This is a genomic window from Streptomyces sp. NPDC055254 (assembly GCF_053606025.1).
Map to the genome: position 1 here is coordinate 1 of NZ_JBSGQV010000064.1, position 18383 is coordinate 18383.

At 70.2% G+C, this 18383-nt stretch carries 12 protein-coding genes and 3 CRISPR repeat arrays; of the genes, 1 reads left to right on the plus strand and 11 read right to left on the minus strand.

What is annotated here, in order from left to right; all coding sequences use genetic code 11:
• Positions 1–72: 72 nt before the first annotated feature.
• Positions 73–2601 (plus strand): Helicase associated domain protein, encoded by a 2529-nt coding sequence (locus ACWFQ8_RS32295; protein WP_453789839.1) that lies wholly within the window; start codon positions 73–75, stop codon positions 2599–2601.
• A gap of 134 nt (positions 2602–2735) precedes the next feature.
• Here the strand turns inward: ACWFQ8_RS32295 and ACWFQ8_RS32300 are convergent, their stop codons facing one another.
• The 11 genes from ACWFQ8_RS32300 to cas3 form a co-directional block, all read right to left on the minus strand.
• Positions 2736–3002, minus strand: a complete 267-nt coding sequence (locus tag ACWFQ8_RS32300; RefSeq protein ID WP_453789840.1) for a hypothetical protein — start codon at positions 3000–3002, stop codon at positions 2736–2738.
• A 462-nt stretch (positions 3003–3464) separates the two neighbouring features.
• Complete coding sequence (locus ACWFQ8_RS32305; RefSeq protein ID WP_453789841.1) at positions 3465–3722, minus strand: hypothetical protein; 258 nt, start codon at positions 3720–3722, stop codon at positions 3465–3467.
• A gap of 117 nt (positions 3723–3839) precedes the next feature.
• Entirely contained in the window at positions 3840–4088 is a 249-nt protein-coding gene (locus ACWFQ8_RS32310; protein WP_453789842.1) for a hypothetical protein, read from the minus strand.
• 760 nt (positions 4089–4848) lie between these two features.
• A CRISPR array of direct repeats spans positions 4849–5671; the repeat unit is 29 nt; unit sequence CGGACCATCCCCGCGGGCGCGGGGTCGAC.
• 91 nt (positions 5672–5762) lie between these two features.
• Positions 5763–6707: direct repeats of the CRISPR family, unit length 29 nt; unit sequence CGGACCATCCCCGCGGGCGCGGGGTCGAC.
• An 18-nt stretch (positions 6708–6725) separates the two neighbouring features.
• A complete protein-coding gene (cas2e, locus tag ACWFQ8_RS32315) occupies positions 6726–7034 on the minus strand; it encodes a type I-E CRISPR-associated endoribonuclease Cas2e (protein ID WP_453789843.1) in 309 nt (102 codons plus the stop codon).
• Complete coding sequence (cas1e, locus tag ACWFQ8_RS32320; RefSeq protein ID WP_453789844.1) at positions 7031–8038, minus strand: type I-E CRISPR-associated endonuclease Cas1e; 1008 nt, start codon at positions 8036–8038, stop codon at positions 7031–7033. Before cas1e ends, cas2e begins: the two co-directional genes overlap by 4 nt.
• Positions 8039–8044: 6 nt before the next feature.
• Positions 8045–8800, minus strand: coding sequence for a type I-E CRISPR-associated protein Cas6/Cse3/CasE (gene cas6e, locus ACWFQ8_RS32325; RefSeq protein ID WP_453789849.1), 756 nt, complete (start codon positions 8798–8800; stop codon positions 8045–8047).
• Positions 8801–8805: 5 nt separating this feature from the next.
• Complete coding sequence (cas5e, locus tag ACWFQ8_RS32330) at positions 8806–9603, minus strand: type I-E CRISPR-associated protein Cas5/CasD (protein ID WP_453789845.1); 798 nt, start codon at positions 9601–9603, stop codon at positions 8806–8808.
• Positions 9600–10757 carry a type I-E CRISPR-associated protein Cas7/Cse4/CasC gene (cas7e, locus tag ACWFQ8_RS32335; RefSeq protein ID WP_453789846.1) on the minus strand — a complete coding sequence of 386 codons (1158 nt, stop codon included), beginning with the start codon at positions 10755–10757 and terminating at the stop codon, positions 9600–9602. Before cas7e ends, cas5e begins: the two co-directional genes overlap by 4 nt.
• A 107-nt stretch (positions 10758–10864) precedes the next feature.
• Positions 10865–11470 (minus strand): type I-E CRISPR-associated protein Cse2/CasB, encoded by a 606-nt coding sequence (gene casB, locus ACWFQ8_RS32340; protein WP_453789847.1) that lies wholly within the window; start codon positions 11468–11470, stop codon positions 10865–10867.
• Positions 11471–11624: 154 nt separating this feature from the next.
• Positions 11625–13418 carry a type I-E CRISPR-associated protein Cse1/CasA gene (casA, locus tag ACWFQ8_RS32345; RefSeq protein ID WP_453789848.1) on the minus strand — a complete coding sequence of 598 codons (1794 nt, stop codon included), beginning with the start codon at positions 13416–13418 and terminating at the stop codon, positions 11625–11627.
• Positions 13419–13604: 186 nt separating this feature from the next.
• Positions 13605–16439, minus strand: a complete 2835-nt coding sequence (gene cas3, locus ACWFQ8_RS32350; protein WP_453789850.1) for a CRISPR-associated helicase Cas3' — start codon at positions 16437–16439, stop codon at positions 13605–13607.
• Between the two features lie 250 nt (positions 16440–16689).
• A CRISPR array of direct repeats spans positions 16690–18182; the repeat unit is 29 nt; unit sequence CGGACCATCCCCGCGCGTGCGGGGGCGAC.
• Positions 18183–18383: the final 201 nt, after the last annotated feature.

An 18383-nucleotide genomic window follows, 5' to 3' on the forward strand; every position in this document is an offset into this window, starting at 1 on the left:
GTAGGATCCCGAGAACATCGCCACCCCCTCTCCGACGGGCCTCCCGTCGCTTCGAATTTCGTGGAGTGCCGAATGCAGAAGTCTGGTGACATCGTGCTGCGTCCTCATCAGGAGGAGGCGGTGGAGGCGATTGTCCGTGGGCTGGATATTCCGCCCGGGAAGCGAATCCCGGGGGCCGGTCTGCGCGCGACGGTGGTGGCAGCGTGCGGGACCGGGAAGACGTTCATGGCGGCCGCTGCCGCACTCCGGCTCGCCCGGCACGGCAGGGTCCTGGTGCTCCTGCCGACTCTGGACCTGCTCACGCAGACGGTGCGCCAGTGGCGGCTCGCCGGGCACACCGGGCCCGCGGTCGCAGTCTGCTCGCTCGAAGACGACCCGCAGCTGTGGCAGCTCGACGTACGGACGACCACCTCGGCGCCACAGCTGGGACTGTGGCACGGCCGCGGCCCGGTGACGGTCTACGCCACCTACGCCTCCCTCGGCGTCCTCGCCGAGGCCCACGAGGGCGCGTACGGGCTGCCGATGGACGTCTTCGACCTGATCATCGTGGACGAGGCGCACCGGACGTCCGGGTCGGCGGGGAAGGCGTGGGCGGACATTCACCACCAGGACGTGATTCCTGCGATGCGCCGGCTCTACATGACGGCCACTCCCCGGATCTGGAAGGAGCAGCCACCGCGCACGCGGGCGCAGGAGCGGGAGCTGGTGGAGGCGCGCCGGCTCGCCGAGGAGAAGGAGCGCCATGAGGCGGAGGCCGAAGGGCGGGTATACGTCAGCAGGCCGCGGTGGGACCGCCTACCTCGGGAGTTGGCGTGCTCGATGGACGACGAGACAGTGTTCGGAGCCGTCGTGTACGAGCTGTCCCTCGCCTCGGCCATCTCCCGCGGACTGCTGGCGAAGTACCAGATCGTGGTCGCCGAGCTCACCGACCCGGTCGTCACACCGGAGCGGCTGGTGAGTGAGGAGCGGTACGAGGAGCAGCTGCGCGGTGAGCGGCTCGCCGCGATGCAGACCGCCCTGCTGGAGACCATGGCCGCCCACGGGCTGCAGACCACCATCACCTTCCACCACCGGACGATCGAGGCGGAGGCCTTCGCAGCCGGCCTGCACCGCGTCGCAGCCCGGCTGCACCAGGTGGACCCGGAGCGGCATCCCGAGCGGGTGTGGTCGGGATGGCTGTGCGGAAAACACGAAGGCGCCCACCGGCAGACGGTCCTCGCCGACTTCGGACGCCGGGCCGGCCGCGCCGTACTGGCCAACTGCAAGGTCCTGGGCGAGGGCGTCGACATCAGAAGTGTGGACTCGGTAGCCCTCATCGACCCCAAGGGATCCGCGGTCGACATCGTCCAGGCCATCGGCCGGGCGCTCCGCCAGGCACCCGGGCAGGGCAAAATGGCGACCCTGATCGTGCCCATCTTTTTGGGTGCGGATGAAAAGCCCGAGGACATGCTTTCCTCGAATTCCTACCGCCCACTTATCCGGGTATTGGAAGGATTGCGAGCACACGACTCCCGTGCCGTGGAAATGCTTGCCATTCCGCAGGAAAACCAGAAAAGGATCGTGGACCCGTCTCGGACGGTCGGGAAGGCGCCAGAGGAGGGCGAGGAGGAGGGTCGGCTGCTGCTCCGCTTCGCGGCCCCGCGGGATCCGGCGCTGATCGCGAAATGGATCAGCTACACCGTCATCAACACCGAACGACAGGACTGGCGCCGCGGCGCGGAAGCCGCGCTGCGGTACTGGCAGCGCGAGGGGAACCTCGACGTCCCGTACGAGCACGTCGAGGCCGAGGGGGCGTTCCCGCTCGGCAGGTGGCTGTCCGACCAGCGGCGCGCCTACCGGGCCGGAACCATGACCGGCGAGCGGGCCGCCGAGCTGGAGGAACTCGGGATCATCTGGGACACCGCCGACCACGGCTTCGCCGAGAACCTCGCCGCCGCGCGAGCCTACTACGAGCTGCACGGGACCCTGGCCGCGCCGCGGCACGCGACCGCCCTGGACCGGGCGCTCGGGCAGTGGTTGACGAATATCCGGCGCCCCGGCGGGCTCGGGAAGGACCCCGACCGCGCCCGCCGGCGGGCCGACCAGCTCGCCGCGATCGATCCGGACTGGAACCCGCGCGAACACGGCTGGACGGTCGACTGGCAGCGCCACCACGCCTACCTCACCCAGCTCCTCGCCGCCGGCGCCCGGCTCGACGACGTCGTGCCCGGGGTCACCCTGCACGGAGAGGACGTCGGACGCTGGCTCACCACCCAACGCCGGGACTTCAGCAGGCTGAACGAGGAGCAGCAGCGCCGGCTCGGCGAACTCGGCGTGAAGACGGCCGTACGGGTGCGTAAGGCTGCGAAGACGGCCGCGGCCACCGGGCCACGCGCGGGCGGCGGGGCGTTCCAGAAGGGCCTGGAAGCCCTCGCCCAGTACATCGCGCGTACGGGCTCTATGAAGGTCCCCAGGGGGCACGTAGAGGCCGTGATCATCAACGGCGAGGAGCACGCCGTGAGGCTCGGAGTCTGGCTAAGCAACACCAAGAGCAGGCGCGACAAACTCGACCCGGCGCAGCGCGCCACCCTCACCGAACTCGGCGTGGAATGGGCGCAATAGAAGGCTGGTGTTCCTCGCGCTGGCGCTGCCGGAGCTTGACCGGCCAGTCCGCCCCTGCATCAACGTGGCCAGGCCGTCATCACCACCGCGACCACCCCCCTGGAACCGGAAGGCCAGGCGCAGGCCGGACTCGGCTACCCGGGCGGCAGCGGCAGCCCCGCTGCGCGCCTCGGCTCCAGGAAGTCCGTGCGGAAGATCTCCAAGGAGGCCCTGAGCAGCGGAATGCCCACCTCCGCGCCGAGGTGGACCAGCGTGGCCGTCTCCTCGTCCATCCGGAACTCCAACAAGAGGGCGCCACGCCCGGCAGCAGTCATCTCCACCACTTCCAGGGCGTCGAAGTCGTCGCTCCCGAGCACTGTGAGGGCGACGTACTCCCGGCCCTCCACGGAGAAACCCCGCATGTCCGTCCACCCCTCCCGTGACCGAACTCAGTCGGTGCCTCGTCCCCCGCGAATCGTACGACCTGCTCACCGGCCGTATCCCGCACCCCTGGCAGGGCGGTCTGTTGCCTGTGGGCGGAGACGACGGCAAGGGTGGTGTGGAGCAGGAACGGGCCGCGACCGGCTCGACCAGGCGCAGCGCGCCGCGCTCGCCGAACTCGGCATCGACTGGGCGCAGTGAGTCAGAAGAACGGGTTCTCGCCGTACTCGCTCAGGTCCAGGCCCCGTGCGGTGAGGTCGTAGACGTTGCGGGTGCGGTAGGCCTCGTTAAACAGTTCAAGCGACGCCGATAATTCCTCGGAAGCACGAGGTCCCGCCCGATCTTGCGATCGGGCGGGACCTCGTCACCACTCTTGCCTTAAGTCTAAGGACAGGATTCTGCGTGTGGGCAGGCCGATCGGCAGTGGCCATCCCCTGTACAGGTCAGGATGGATTGGTGTCTTCGATCTCGTTGAGGAGAGCCTTGCGCTCCTTTTCCGGGAGGGAGTCTTCGTTGACGCTGTGCATGGCCCAGGGGATGTCGCAGGGCCCCTCGTGGTTGGGGTCCGGGCACAGGACGTCGGTCAGCCGGTCCAGGAGTTCCTCATGCTCCTCCGGGGTGGCCACGATGGCCAGCTTCACCTGCCAGAGGCGACGTTCCTCTGGCGTGGTGCCGGGATCGGTCTGGTTTCCTTCACCCATCCTCGTTCCTCGTTCCTCGTCGGGTGCGGGATCTCGCCCTTGGGGGTTACGGCGGTCCTGGCGGGGAGGCACAGGCGCCACGGCATCTGTGCCTCCCCCCGGATGTGCCGTCAGCCGTCAGGGGCTGCAGCCACACCGACGGCCGTAGGTGCCCCTCCAGACCTGCCCGTAGTACGCGAAGCCCCAGGAGTAGTAGTTCGCGCTCCGCATCCAGTTGGGCGGGTTATGCCCGTGCATGGTCCGCGGGTTGTAGTTGCCGTCCCACCATTGCTTGGCCCTGTTCTTCGTGCAGTCGTACGCCTTGCAGTGCCGGGCATAGCAGCCGCGCGGCGCCTGGTTGACCGCGTCCCGCTTGGCGTCCTTCACCGCCTGTTCCTCGTTGGCGCCGGATCCGGCGCCCCAGACATATCCCTCGCAGTGCGAGCCGCTGCCGGCGAGCTGGCATTTGGCCTTGCACTTCCAAGCCCGGCCGTCGAGGTCGTTCTGGTTGACAGGATCGCCAGGATAGCCGTACCGGTTGGCCCCGCCGCCCTGGACGGGGTCGATCGACAGGAAGCGGCCGACGGCGGAGTCGTAGGCGACGTCCGGCGTCGGACCATCCCCGCTGGCGCGGGATCGACCAAGCCGACGGCCGCGGCTCCGTCATCACCGCAGGACCATCCCCGCGGGAGCGGGGTCGACGTGCAGTCACCGCCGAGCTGGTACCAGCCGCCCGGACCATACCCGCGGGCGCGGGTCGACACGGCAGTCGCCGCGTACCTCGTGATCTTCGGCGGACTATCCCCGCACGCGGGGTCGACTCGAACAGGTCGAGGCCCGGCTGAAGTCCGCCGGGACCATCCCCGCGGGCGCGGGGTCGACCTTCCGCCACCGTCCTTGGGGGCGAAGTTGAAGAGACCATCCCCGCGGGCACGGGGTCGATCCTCCCCCCGCGGTCATGATGAGGCTGCCAGTCGGACCATCCCCGCGGGGTCGACCGAGTGGCTGACGGTCAATGAGGTAGCCGAGCACGGACCATCCCCGCGGGTGCGGGGTCGACGGGGCGGCGCGTCGGGCGGGGCCGGTTTGCTCCGGACCATCCCCGCGGGGTCGACGTGGTCTGCGCGAGGAGCACGGTCCACAGGCCCGGACCATCCCTGCGGGCGCGGGGTCGACATCTCCGCCGGAGTGCCCGCGCTCGGATCCTTCGGGCCATCCCGGCGGGCGCGGGGTCGACCCCGTGATCTCCAGCCACTCGCCGAGCTTGAGCGGACCATCCCCGCGGGCGCGGGGTCGACACCATGTGGCCCAGCCGCTTCATCGGCCGCGACGGACCATCCCCGCGGGCGCGGGGTCGACGACCACTGTGGCGGGCGCCGTGTTCAGTTGGCCGGACCATCCCCGCGGGCGCGGGGTCGACCCGTCGGTGGTGTTCCGCTTGACCACGTCCGTCGGACCATCCCCGCGGGCGCGGGGTCGACCCCGGCCGGGCCCGTGTCCGGCGCTGGTTCCTCGGACCATCCCCGCGGGCGCGGGGTCGACCGCGGCGAGGCTGGCGAAGTCCACTGGCTCAGCGGACCATCCCCGCGGGCGCGGGGTCGACATGATCGTGGGGGCCGGTGTCGCGGCAGCCACCGGACCATCCCCGCGGGCGCGGGGTCGACCACGGTCCCCGCGGACGAGCCGGTCGACCACGCGGACCATCCCCGCGGGCGCGGGGTCGACCTCATGGCAGGAAACGACCCGCGCGCGCATGCCGGACCATCCCCGCGGGCGCGGGGTCGACGCTCCGCGACCACGGCCCGGGTGGAGAGCCACGGGACCATCCCCGCGGGCGCGGGGTCGACGCGGGAGCTGGTGGCGAGGAGTCGGCCGAACCCGGACCATCCCCGCGGGCGCGGGGTCGACGAAAAGCTCGTCCGCGAATACGATCCGCTTCCCGGACCATCCCCGCGGGCGCGGGGTCGACATGATGGCGCCCGCGTAGTCCGGACCTGCCGGCGGACCATCCCCGCGGGCGCGGGTCGACATGATGGCGCCCGCGTAGTCCGGACCTGCCGGCGGACCATCCCCGCGGGCGCGGGGTCGACCTGGACTGGTTCAGCGAGGTCCGGCTGGCCGCCGGACCATCCCCGCGGGCGCGGGGTCGACGTTTAGGCGGTCACTGACGGTGTCGAGGAGGGCCGGACCATCCCCGCGGGCGCGGGGTCGACGCGGCGGTCGCCGCCTATCTCGTCATCTTCGGAGGACCATCCCCGCGGGCGCGGGGTCGACTTCCGACATGGGCCTATTCACAGGCGACGCATCGGACCATCCCCGCGGGCGCGGGGTCGACGTCTCTACGGCTGGGGGGCCGTGGTCAGCGCCCGGACCATCCCCGCGGGCGCGGGGTCGACGGGACGGCACGCGCGGGGTTGACCAGGCCGGCCGGACCATCCCCGCGGGCGCGGGGTCGACCTACAGCGCCATCGACCGCGCCCTGCGATGGGCGGACCATCCCCGCGGGCGCGGGGTCGACCCCTGGGTGCCCCCCACCCCTGGCCCTGACCCCGGACCATCCCCGCGGGCGCGGGGTCGACGAGCAGATGTGGGAGCCGACCGTCGTCTACAACGGACCATCCCCGCGGGCGCGGGGTCGACCTGTGCGGGATGTGCCTGACCATCACCGCCGGTGGACCATCCCCGCGGGCGCGGGGTCGACACGGCCGGGCGGCCAGCACGCTGCCCGGCCGTCGGACCATCCCCGCGGGCGCGGGGTCGACGCGCCGATGCCGAGCAGGGCCGGGATCCAGAGCGGACCATCCCCGCGGGCGCGGGGTCGACACCCGCGCGTTTGCCCGTTTCCTCTTCTGCCCAGGACCATCCCCGCGGGCGCGGGGTCGACGAGCGCCCCAACCGGCCGCCAATCAGCGCCAGCGGACCATCCCCGCGGGCGCGGGGTCGACCTCGGCCTGCCAACCACGCGCGCGGACGAGGACGGACCATCCCCGCGGGCGCGGGGTCGACACTTTCTGAGCTGGGGCTTTATCGGCCCAGGGGGCTGTTTTCGTTCAGTTGCTTCTGGGGGCGGGCGGAGAGGATCAGACCGTCGAAGTCGACGGGCTGCCAGCGGTCGCGGCCTGCGGTGCGTACGGCCCAGCCCTGTTCGTTGGTGGCGGGTTCGATGAGGATGGCCTGGCCGTCGCCGATTCTGGTGGCCAGGAGTTCCCAGAGGCGGTCGCGGATGCGGCGGCTGGGGTTGCCGACGAATACGCCGGCGCTGGCCTCCACCATCCAGCGCGTGAGGTGTCCGCGGAGGCCTTCCGGCGCCGCGATGAGGATGATGACGGTCATCGTGTCGGCTCGGCCTCGTTGATTTCGGGTCCGATGACCGCGATGTGGTTGTCGGTCATGCCGTGTGCCGAAAGATCCGCGTGGCCGGCGTAGTTGGTGCCGCCCGGGACGGCGCCGAGGTGTTCGTCCCACAGGAGGTTCGCTTCGGGATCCTCAAAGTCCGTTCCTTCGGGAGTGAGGAGGTTCTTGACGTCGGTGACGATGCGGCCGAGGAGTTTGTCGCGGGCGATGAGGTCGCGGAGGCCCAGTCGGGCGTCGCGCTCTTCTGTGAGGCCTTGCGCTGCAAGGTCGAAGGCGAGCGGGATGGTGTATTCGGCCTTGTAGAGGTCCGCGATGTCCAGGACGAAGGACGTCGCCTTGCCGGTGTGGACGAAGCCGAGTCCCGGGCTGGCGCCGAGTCCGATGATGACGGCGTGGCAGATACCGTAGAGGGCGGCGTTGGCTGCCGATAGAAGGCGGTTGAGGTCGTCGCCTGCCGCGAAGGCGTCGCCGGCTTTGTAGACGCGACCGTTCCAGGTGACGCCGGTGCGGGCGGCCTGGGCGCGGTAGTACTTGCGGACGCGGGCGCCTTCGCGGCCGCGGAGTTGCTGCATGGTGAAGGCAGAGACGTCCTCGCCGGGGAAGCGCATGCTGTACATGGTGCGGGCGACGGCGAGGCGCTCCTTGGGGCGGGTGACGAGCCAGGCCTGGCGGTGGAGGAGGCCGGCGCCCCGGCTGGGGCCGAGGCCGGCCGCGTACATGCGGACGCCTTGCTCGCCTACCCAGCACACGGTGGTGCCGGAGTCGGCGAGCAGGCGGATGGCCCCGTGGGTGACGCGTGTGCCGGGGCCGAGGAGCATGACGGCCACCATGGCTGCGGGGACCCGGACCGTTTGTCGCTTGTTGATGATGACGACGGCGTTCTCGTCACGGTCCAGGTGGCTTCGCTCCACGTAGACGCTGGAGACGCGGTCGACGAGGCGGTGGAGGTCCTGGGGGTCGGCCTTCCACCAGATGTCGGGCACGGGTGGTCATTCCCTTTCAGGGAGCGGGGCGAGGGTGAGCAGTCCGCATCCGTAGGCCTTGGAGGGGCCGATGCCGGCCAGGAGGCGTTCGGTGAGCAGGGCGGGGTCGGTGATGCGCAGGCGCCCTTCGAAGGTGACGGAGTTCATGACGACCTGGGCTTCCTTCGGGGTGACCGGCCTTTTGCCGAAGGAGCGGCGTTGGCGGGTGGTGATGCGGATGTCGCGTGGGGGCTCGTCGTCGGCGTTGCGGGTTTCGTCCAGGTGCAGGGCTGTGGGGACGTCGAAGCCCCAGCGTGTGGTGCGGGTGAGGAACCAGTCGAGTTGGGCGGTGGCGGTGCGGTGTCCGAGGCGGAAGCCGCGCTGCCGGCCGCCGGCGTCGATGCGTGTCTGTTGACGCGCGGTGGGTTTGTCGGGGCGGGTGGTGTTCTGGACGGGGTTGGCGGTGAGGCGGAAGGCGAAGCTGCGCCCGGGGGCCAGCTGCTGCAGGAGCGGGGCGTAGTCGCGTATGGCGTAGTGCTCGCCGTCGGCGCCGGGCCATCCGGCCTGTTCGACGAGGTGGGTCCAGTCGGGTTTGTCGGTGGTGAGGACGAACAGGTGGGGGCGGTGTGGGTTGTCCGGGTCGAGTCGCCACAGGGTGCGTGCCTGTTCGGGCAGGCCGGGGAGACCGCCTTGGACGGCAGCGTGCATGGCACGCGGGCTGGCAAGGAGTTTTCGGCTTTCGGCGCGCAGGGGGTTGATGCGAATGCGGGAGAGGTAGGGCATGTCGGTCACCAGCCCAGGAGGGCGAAGGGGTCGTGGCCGCCGGTGTTCCGGGGGCGTGCGGGGTCGGGTGTGAGGCCGGTGGGGGCTTCCAGGTAGGTGTGCCGTGTGCGGCGGGTGGTGAAGGTCCGGCCCTTGGGGGCGAAGGACAGGGGGACGTCGTCGCGGACTTCGTCTCCTGCCGGGTCGTCGAGGGTGGCGGGCAGGTCGATGTGGGCTGCGTTGCCGTTCTGGCGACCCCACCGCCTACGTACGGCGGGGGCGGCCTGCCAGGGCTCCGCGCGCAGAGCGTCTTCGAGGGGCCCGGTGCGCTGCCCGAGGGACAGGGGCTGTGCGGGTACGCAGGAGCGGCGGCCCAGGGCGAGGGGGAAGGCGGGGTGGCCTACGGCGTGTTCGAGGGTGGTGATGAGACCTTCGGGGCCTTCCACTGCAGCGAGGAAGACGGCGTCCTGAAGGTAGAACCGCTGGGTGATGTGGGTGTGCTTGGCGGGTGAGGTGGGTTTCTGCTGGCCCTTGGCGGTCACGGCGGCGGAGAGAAGTGGCTGGCCGCGGTAGTCGCTGACGGTGTGGTAGTCGCGCAGGATGCTGCCGGGCTGGTCGATGCGGATGCCCAGGGCAAGCGCGGCGAGGTCGTCCAGGGCCGCGTGGCGTGAGCGGCCGGCGGCTGCGGCGAGGAGGCCGACGATGCCGGATTTTGTGGGTTCGGGTCGGGTTTCGCGCCGGTTGAAGGTGCTGCGGTCCCCCCATGACTGAAGGGGGCCGGCGAGTCGGAGAAGGAGGACGGAGTTTGGGTCGGGGGTGGTCACGCCTGGGCTCCCAGGGCGGTGGTGATGCGGGCGCGCAGGGTGGTGCGCAGGTCGGCGAAGGTGACGGAGTCGCCGAAGGCTTGGGCGAGGGTTTCGGCGGTGTCCTTGGTGCGGGGTTCGCTGGTGGTGAAGGTGTGGCTGGCTGCGTTGTAGAGCGGGGTGTCTCCCCATACCTGTGTGGCGGTGATGTGCTCCTCGGCGAGTCGGCGGGCGGAGTTCGCCTGGATACCGGCTTCCGCTGCCACGGGCTCCTCGAAGGCGGAGACCAGGTTGACCGGCTGGTCGGTGCGGACGACGACCGCCACGAGGCTGGGCCGGGTTCGGTGAGCGAAGGAATTCTGGTAGCCGGTGGGCGTGGACAGGGAGAAGCTGTCAACGAAGTGGTCGAGCGCGTCGAGGGCGGCTTCGGTGTCACCGCCGAGGTTGTCGGTGAGCTGGGCGAACCCGACCGTGGCGTAGCGGTAGAGGGTGGCGGAGTTGAAGCCGATGGTGCCGATCATTCCGGCGCCGGTTTCATCCTTCTCGTTCTGGTCGTCGACGGCGGTGAAGTAGTCGAATTCGAGTTGCGCCTCGTGGGTGGAGAGCGCGTGGGCGACCTGTACGGCAGCATCGACGTTGAGTTTGGGGATGTCGGCGACCATGCGGCCGAACAGGGCGACGCCCACGGGGTGCCCGGTCGTGAGGGTCTCTGCGACGGGTAGTTCCTTGACCGCCTCGGCCAGGGCCTTTTCGTCCAGGGCTGCCAGGTCGGTGGCGCGGTCGTTCACCAGGGCGGCGACCTCGTCGAGCTGGGCGTTGCCGTAGAAGAGGAGGTATGCGGTGTCTCCGGCTTTCTTACCTTGGCTCAGGCCGAGCTGGGCGAGGAGTGCGGCGGCGATCCGTCGGGCGCCGTCGTGATCCAGGTCGGTTGTGTTGCTCTTGATCCGCGTGACGAGTTCGTTGGTGATGCGCTTGGTCCGCGTGGCGCGCTCGGGCTCAGGGATCTGGGCGTCGAAGTGTCGGCGGGATGCTCGCTTCCAGGCCTGGGAGGAGACGCGGGAGCGGCGGACTCCGCCGTAGATGGCTTCTTTGGGGTTTCCCTGGTCGTCCCGGTTGAGGTTGGCGGGCGGGACGGTCTGGATGACGTGCACATCGATGTAGAGGCGCTGGTTCATGGGATGGCTCCAGGTTGTGGGTGTGGGCAGTGCGCGGCGGGCCCGCGGCCGGAGCGCGACTGGAAGGAGGGCGTCTGCGCCGGGCGGGGGCTGGGGTTTGCTGTCGGTCAGCAGCCGGGTTGCGGGGATGCTGTCTTCTGGGTCCAGGCGTAGTAGTCCAGGCCCCAGCGGCGGCGTACGCGGGTGCGTGACTCGGGCCGGTTCCAGTGGAGGATGTCGGAGGCCAGCTGGTTGTAGTCGAGGGGCTGCTTGATGTCCCTGAGCTGGGTGATCAGGCCGCGCAGCCGGAGCTGGAGGGCCGGTGTCGATGTCGCGGAGAACGTCTGCTGGAAACGGGAGTCGACTGCCGCCTCGCTGGTGCGGTCGTGGCGCCGGAGCTCGAGCACGGCCCGGCCGAGGCCGACTGCGTCACGGTGCATCGGCCGGTCCTGGCTCTGCTGGTGCAGTCCGTAGAGGGCGAGTGCCATGTGCTCGGCCTCCTGTGCGGCCGAGACCTCTCCGCGGCGTGCGGCGAAGTCGTCGACCGGGCAGGTGTAGAACGGGAACATCTCGAGCACGGTTCCGGCGGGGCGGCCGAGCCCCCTGCGCAGCACCGCGAGGTCTTCCCCGGGCGGGCGTTTCTCGGCCGCTGTGCCGGTCTTGCGGCGCCAGGTGCCGTCCGCGGCGATGTAGCGGTGCCAGATTCTCTGCTGTGTGTGGTCTTCTTCGGTCATGACCGTGTCCAGACGTGATGAGGGTTCTGTGTCACAGGAGGGCATGCTTCTGTGTCACAGGAGGGCATGCTGGGATGCCCTGGGGGCGTGGTCGGATTGATCCGGCCTGGGCGTGGCCGGCTGGTAGCGCCTCGACAGGGCTGTCGTGTGTCGTCTACTGACTGTCTGAATGTGCGCTGTTGCGGCGAAGGGCGTCGGCCCGGTGGAGGATTTCCGCTCGGCGTCTGAGGAAGGAGGCCTCGGCCAGCGGGACGCGGTGCGTACGCTCGGGCTTCCCCTCTCCCTGGGAGGTGCTTCTCCCCGTGTAGGCCCCGACGGGGACTGCCTGCAGGAGGCGGTCAGCGATCTCCCAGCTGCGACGCCAGGCGAGTTGTTCCCATGCGAGCTGGCCGGCTTCGATGCGCTCGAGGTCCTCCAGCCCTCTCATTCCTGTCAGCATGCGTCGCACCAGCGGGTCCAGGGCGTGCAGGATGAGTTCGCCGGGGCGCTGTCCCTTGTCCCAGGGGATGGGTTCGGTGCCGAGCGCACGCCGCAGGTCTGCCGAGAGATGGTTGACTGCTGTGGCCAGCTGTTCTGCCTGTTCGGCGACTTCGAGGAGGGCTGAGCGGACATCGCTGTCGGTGTCGAGGGCGGCCAGCGGCAGGGGCAGGGCGTCGAACATCACGTCGTCGATGACGGCCGACTGGTTGCCGTACGCGATGCCGGTGAGTTCCACACGCAGCGGATAGGCCTCGCCCAGCTCGGGCATGAGGGCGCCGGCCTGGTCCAGGAGTTTGCTGGTGGCGAACCCGCTCGTCTTCTCTGAGGCGTCCCGGGTCTGCCGCTCGGGTGCCAGGAGTGCGTCGAGCCCACGCCACGCGGCCTTGCCCGGCTGGAGGCGCAACGGGCGGCGGGGCGGGGTGGTGCCGCGTTTGTCCTTTGCCGTGCTTCGGCCGCCGGCCGGTTCCACGCGCCACATGGTGTGCGGTTCGGTCTCGGGCGTATGCGGCATACGGTCCCCGGCGGCGACCAGGACCCGGGTCACCCGCAGGCCTTCATCGGTCGCTTCCGGAAAGAGCCGGATCCGGCGGGACTGCCAGGTCCACAGGTCCAAAAGCCCCTGGGGGGCTCGTGTCTGCCATTGGGGTGTGCCGGCTGGCCGCGGAGCGGCGGGGTCTCGTCTTTCCCACTGCGGGAGGTCACTCGACGTCGGTGGTGCACCGACCGGGATGTTCAGCAGCAGTGTCTCGAAGAGTGTTCTGCCGGCCAGCAGGGTGACACCCATCTGCCCGAGGGGACCGGTCGGGTTTCCGGTGGTCTTTCCTGCCTTCGTCTGCGGGTCGCCCACCGCACCCGTTTTGATCGCTGCGGTGTCCCAGCACTGTGTGTGCAGCAGCCAGTGTGCTGCCTGCGCCGGAGTCAGCGAGAAGGCGTCGCCCTCCGTACGGGAAGCGAACAGGGGTACGTTGTTGCCGGTGGCTGCGGTCGCGACGATCAGCCCGGCGTTCTTCGTCTCGCCCTTCGCGGTGGACAGCCCGGCGACCTGGCCGAAGGGCTGCACGGGATCGAAGAGGTCGAACAGTCCTCGGTGCGCGTCCAGATATTCCTGGAGCCTGCCACGCTGCTCGGGCGACCACTGCCCTTGGGAGTACCAGTGCATCCACTCGCGCTCATCGGCCGGGCGGCCCAGGGCGGCGACGATCACGGGGAGCAGGACCTGCCGGAACACAGCCGGCTTCTGTGTGGGGATCTCCACCACCGGGTCGCCGAACTCGTGCGCCTCCAGCAGCGTTGTGAGCAAGGGGCGTTCCTGGGCCGGTTCTCCCGCGGTTGACGGTAAGAGCAGCCAGGGATCGTCCGTCAGGGAAAAGGCATGAGTCATCGGTACCCCTTGGTGGAATCTCTTATGTTTGAAGCTAGCAGTGGCGTCGGGGAGTTCGGGTGCGTTCTCCACAAACGGCTGCGACAATCCGGGAGTTGGCCTCGCCTGCGGACCTTCAGGTCCGTGCTGCGGGGATGGTCCCCTCTTCTGTTTGCGTCACAGACCGGGGTTCGCTTCGTCCCTGCGTCAGCGGGGTACCGAGCCGCCGGGCTCCGGCCCGGCGGCTCGCCGGGCCCATGGGGCGGCTGCCGGTGCAGCCGACTGCGGGCTCCTCTACATCTGCCGGAGCCCGAACTCTTCGTCGTAGGACACGGTGAAGTCGCCTACGCGGGCTCTGTGTGATGCGTCCAGCACCAGGGCGCGGCTCCGCCGCAACCACGGATGCCCGTGCCAGCCGGGCAAAGGACGCAGCTCCAGAGCCGGTCGTGTGAGCTTGGAGGGCAGCCTCACCGTCGAGCCCAGCACCTCCTCCAGCAGGTCCGGGGCCACATCTCCGTTGACGCTGAGGGCGCGGCCCCCCAGGGTCCGGAAGACCGCGTCGCCCTCGTCCTGGACCACGAGTACGACCTCGACGGATTCGTCGCCGTCACGCACCGCTGCCCGCAGCGAATCCTCATCGCCGCCCGCGGTGGATCCGCCGTAGTGCAGACCCGCCAGTGTCCGGCGCTCGTGCTCACCGTGCGGAGTCAGCAGGAACTCTCGCGCCTTCTCCGCGCGGGCGCGGTCCCGGTCGTTCTGCTCCCGGGCGGCAGCCTCGCCCGCCTCCTGCCACGCTTCGGGCAGCAGCGAGGTATCCGTCCCGTACACGCTGTCCACCAGCCCGGGTACGTCTGCCGGAACCGACCATCCCTCGCCCGCACCGGGCAGTACGGCAGCGGTCCGCAGCAGCAGATGACGCCCGTAGATCATCTCGCTGGCGAACACGAAGGCCGGCTCACGGCCCTCGCACGGCTGGAAGCCGGTGACGAACGTCTTGGGCGTGCGCAGTCGGCCCGGGCGCGCTGTGCCTTCGTGCCGGTGCAGCCGTCCGATGCGCTGCAGCAGGAGGTCGACGGGGGCCAGATCCGTGACGAGCAGGTCTGCGTCGACGTCAAAGGACTGCTCGGCGAGCTGGGTCGCCACCAGGATGAGTCGTCCGCCCGGAAGGCGGGGCGTCCGCGGCCCCAGCAGACGCAGGCTCTCCTCCGTCAGATCGGCACGCCGGGCCACCGTGAAGCGGGCGTGCAGGAGTCGCACTTCGGCGTCACCGAATCGGCCGCGCAGTTCCTCGTAGGCGCTCTGCGCCCGCGCGACGGAGTTGCGGATGACAAGCGCGGTCCCTCCGTCGGCGAGTTCGTCCGCCAGCAGATCACCTACTGCGGTATCCGCCTCGATCTGCAGGCGCTTTCGTTCTTCTCGCGTGGATCGTGCACCCGGCATCGTCTCCGGCATCACGCGCACGGCGACCTGGAGGTCTGCGCGCCAGCTCTCCGTCGCCTCTCCGTGGAACTGCGCCTCCCCGGAGGCCGCCAGCCAGGCGGCCGTGACACGCGGATAGCCCTGCGGAGCCGGAACGTGCGCCCGGAACTCCTCCTGCGAGGCAGCACCGGCAAGGTAGGCCTCGAACAGCGCCTGCCTCTGAGCGGGGGCAAGCGTCGCGGAGAGAACGATCACGGGCACGCCCGCCTGGCCCAGCCAGCGCAGCGCTTCCGCCAGGAACTGGCTCATGTACACGTCACACGCGTGGACTTCGTCCAACACCACGACCTTGCCCGCAAGCCCGGCCATCCGCAGCATGACATGCCGTGTACGGGTGGCCGCGTACAAGAGCTGATCGACGGTGCCCACGACGAACGGGGCCAAGAGCCCGCGCTTCGGCCCGAGGAACCACTCCGCGGGGGCCTTCCGCTCCTGCCCGCCGCACACTTCGCGCTGGACACCGTAGGGGTCGTCGTCCATCCCGAACTCGTCGACTCCCTCAAACGCCTCGTCCGCGAACGCTCCCGCGTTCTCCAGCAGAGCCTTCCACTCCCGGTTGAAGGCCCTCTTGCCGTGCAGCAGTACCACCCGGGAAGCGAGGTCCGGGTCGATCGCCTCCAGCCACCGCCGGGTGCGGGTGAACATGGGATCGCTGGTCGCCTGGGTCGGCATCCCCACAAAAACACCGTCCGCACCGAACCTGGCAGCCAAAACTTCCGCCGCCGCCTGAGCGGCCTCCGTCTTGCCCTCCCCCATGGGCGCCTCGATCACCATCAGCCCCGGACCGCCCATACTGCGCGCAGCACCGACCACCATGGCCTGCGACGGCCGTAGCGCGTATCCGAACCGGTCCCGAAACGCTTCGGGTGGCGCAGCGGTCAGGGCCCCCCAGCCCCGCTGGAGGCCCAGCGCCGTCCACCCCGCCGCCGCCCGTTCACGGGAAGCATCCAAACTCACCTGCTTGAGGTCATCCAGGCCGTTGAAGAAGCGTTCGTCACTGGCGATCCAGTCCGCCATGACCACCAGACCACTGAGCTGCAACTGCAGCGCCCGCGACGGGACCGCCACAGGCTGCAGCTCACTGAGGGCCCCGAACCCCAGCTCCCGGGTGAAAACATCCAGCACCGCCTGCTGAACCTGGCGCCAGACCCCCCTCCCCCTCAACTGCCCCTTGGCCGTCCTGGGCTCCTGAACGTCCCGCAGCGATGGAAACGCGCCATGATGCCCCGCCACCAGAGGCCACACCCAGTCCACCTGCTCCGGGCCCCAGCCGGCCGAGGCCAACAGCTCACGCGCCATCAACCCACCGGCCCAGTCGTGACGCCAGCGCCTCTGGCTCCTCGCCCCCGCCACAGCAGCCGCCTCGACCCAGGTCAGCCCCGACCCTCGCACCGCCTCCGCACCCTCGGACCACAGACGCTGATGCACCGGCGTCGCCTTGCCGCAATCGTGGACCCCGCACACCCAGGCAAACAGCCCTCGCCCGCGCCCCGGCCCACCGGCGACCGCATCCAGGGCCCACCGTGTCGAAGGAGCAAGGAAGCCGTCCCACAGCAACTCGGCTACCGCAGCAGTGTCCAGGAGGTGCGCCATCAGAAGGTTCGTGGTGCCCCCAGCCCGCTCACGCGACTTGCCCCACAACACCTCCATGGCACTCACGACACAAGGCTCGTACCGCTCATGCAGTTGCTGTAAGTCCATCAGCCCTCCACGCCCTCCTCCGACGAACACCAGACAGTAGAGGCCACCACTGACAACACACCTTGACCTGTGAAAATCGAACCCCCATCCCCCGAGACCCTCAACCCTCAGGAGACCCCTACGGGCATACAGGAGACTGAGACCATCGCCACGGGTACGGGGGCGACGTGGCTGGCTCCCTCACCATCGGCGGGGACAGAGGACCATCCCCGCGGATGCGGGGGCGGCCGGTACCGGCCGCAGCCTTCGGCGACCAGCCTCGGACCATCCCCGCGGGTGCGGGGGCGACCACGTGGGCCGAGAAGGTGGGCGACGCCCTGCCGGACCATCCCCGCGCGTGCGGGGGCGACCTCGGCATGGTGGCCGAGGTCACCTACGGCACCGGACCATCCCCGCGCGTGCGGGGGCGACTCGCACGGGTTGTCTGGCATGGCGGATCAGCCCGGACCATCCCCGCGCGTGCGGGGGCGACAGCTTCTGCATCTTGAACTGCGCGAGCTTGACCGGACCATCCCCGCGCGTGCGGGGGCGACAGATCACAGGCCTGATCGCTGCGCTCGCCGCGCGGACCATCCCCGCGCGTGCGGGGGCGACTTCTGTGCGTCCTGGCGGGCGGTCTCGGCCTCCGGACCATCCCCGCGCGTGCGGGGGCGACTCCTTCACGGCGGCGATGGTGGCCACCATGCGGGGACCATCCCCGCGCGTGCGGGGGCGACTGGCTGTGGTGCCACGGACACAGGAGCTGTAGGGGACCATCCCCGCGCGTGCGGGGGCGACGCTGCCGTAAGGTCCGCCAGCCAGTAGCCCCGCGGACCATCCCCGCGCGTGCGGGGGCGACCTCAGGCCGTCACGGTGCATGGCAATCAGGGTCGGACCATCCCCGCGCGTGCGGGGGCGACGCGGCCGGTGGGAAGCTCTCGCCATCGCCTCTCGGACCATCCCCGCGCGTGCGGGGGCGACTCGCCCTTGTCGGCCTTGCCGCGCTTGATGACCGGACCATCCCCGCGCGTGCGGGGGCGACGATGCCTCCGGACGCCGCGGCATCCGGGGCTGCGGACCATCCCCGCGCGTGCGGGGGCGACTCGAGCGTGGGCACAGCGGTCCCCACGAGCAGAGGACCATCCCCGCGCGTGCGGGGGCGACAAGAGGTGAGTTTGAGGGGGTCAGTGATCCAGGGGACCATCCCCGCGCGTGCGGGGGCGACGACTCCCGGGCGGTGGCCTCCATCTCGGCGGCCGGACCATCCCCGCGCGTGCGGGGGCGACTCGAACACCCGGCGGGCCAGCTGCTCGACCCGCGGACCATCCCCGCGCGTGCGGGGGCGACCCCAAGAACGCGGGGACGATCAGCTTCTTCCACGGACCATCCCCGCGCGTGCGGGGGCGACGTAGGAGAGCTGTCGCTCGCACGGCTCGCCGACGGACCATCCCCGCGCGTGCGGGGGCGACAATGTCGGCATCCGGCCCCGGCCGTCCACCGACGGACCATCCCCGCGCGTGCGGGGGCGACGTGCTCACCCCGTCCGGCGGGATGCACCTGTACGGACCATCCCCGCGCGTGCGGGGGCGACCAGGCGGTTGTATCGCTCGCCCGCGCGAATCTCGGACCATCCCCGCGCGTGCGGGGGCGACAAAAGCAGGCCGAGGAGACCCTGGAAAAGGCTCGGACCATCCCCGCGCGTGCGGGGGCGACACTTTCTGAGCTGGGGTTTTGTCGGCCGAGATGGCTGTTCTCGTTCAGTTGCTTCGGGGGCAGAGAGGATCAGCCAACTACGAGTCGACAAGCTTTCACCCGGCGTGGTGTCACGACGGTATCTCCTACCCCCGCGGACCGGAATGCTCCGGTCAATTCGAAAACCGGACAGGGCGGATGTGGTGCTGCGTACCGTTGCCT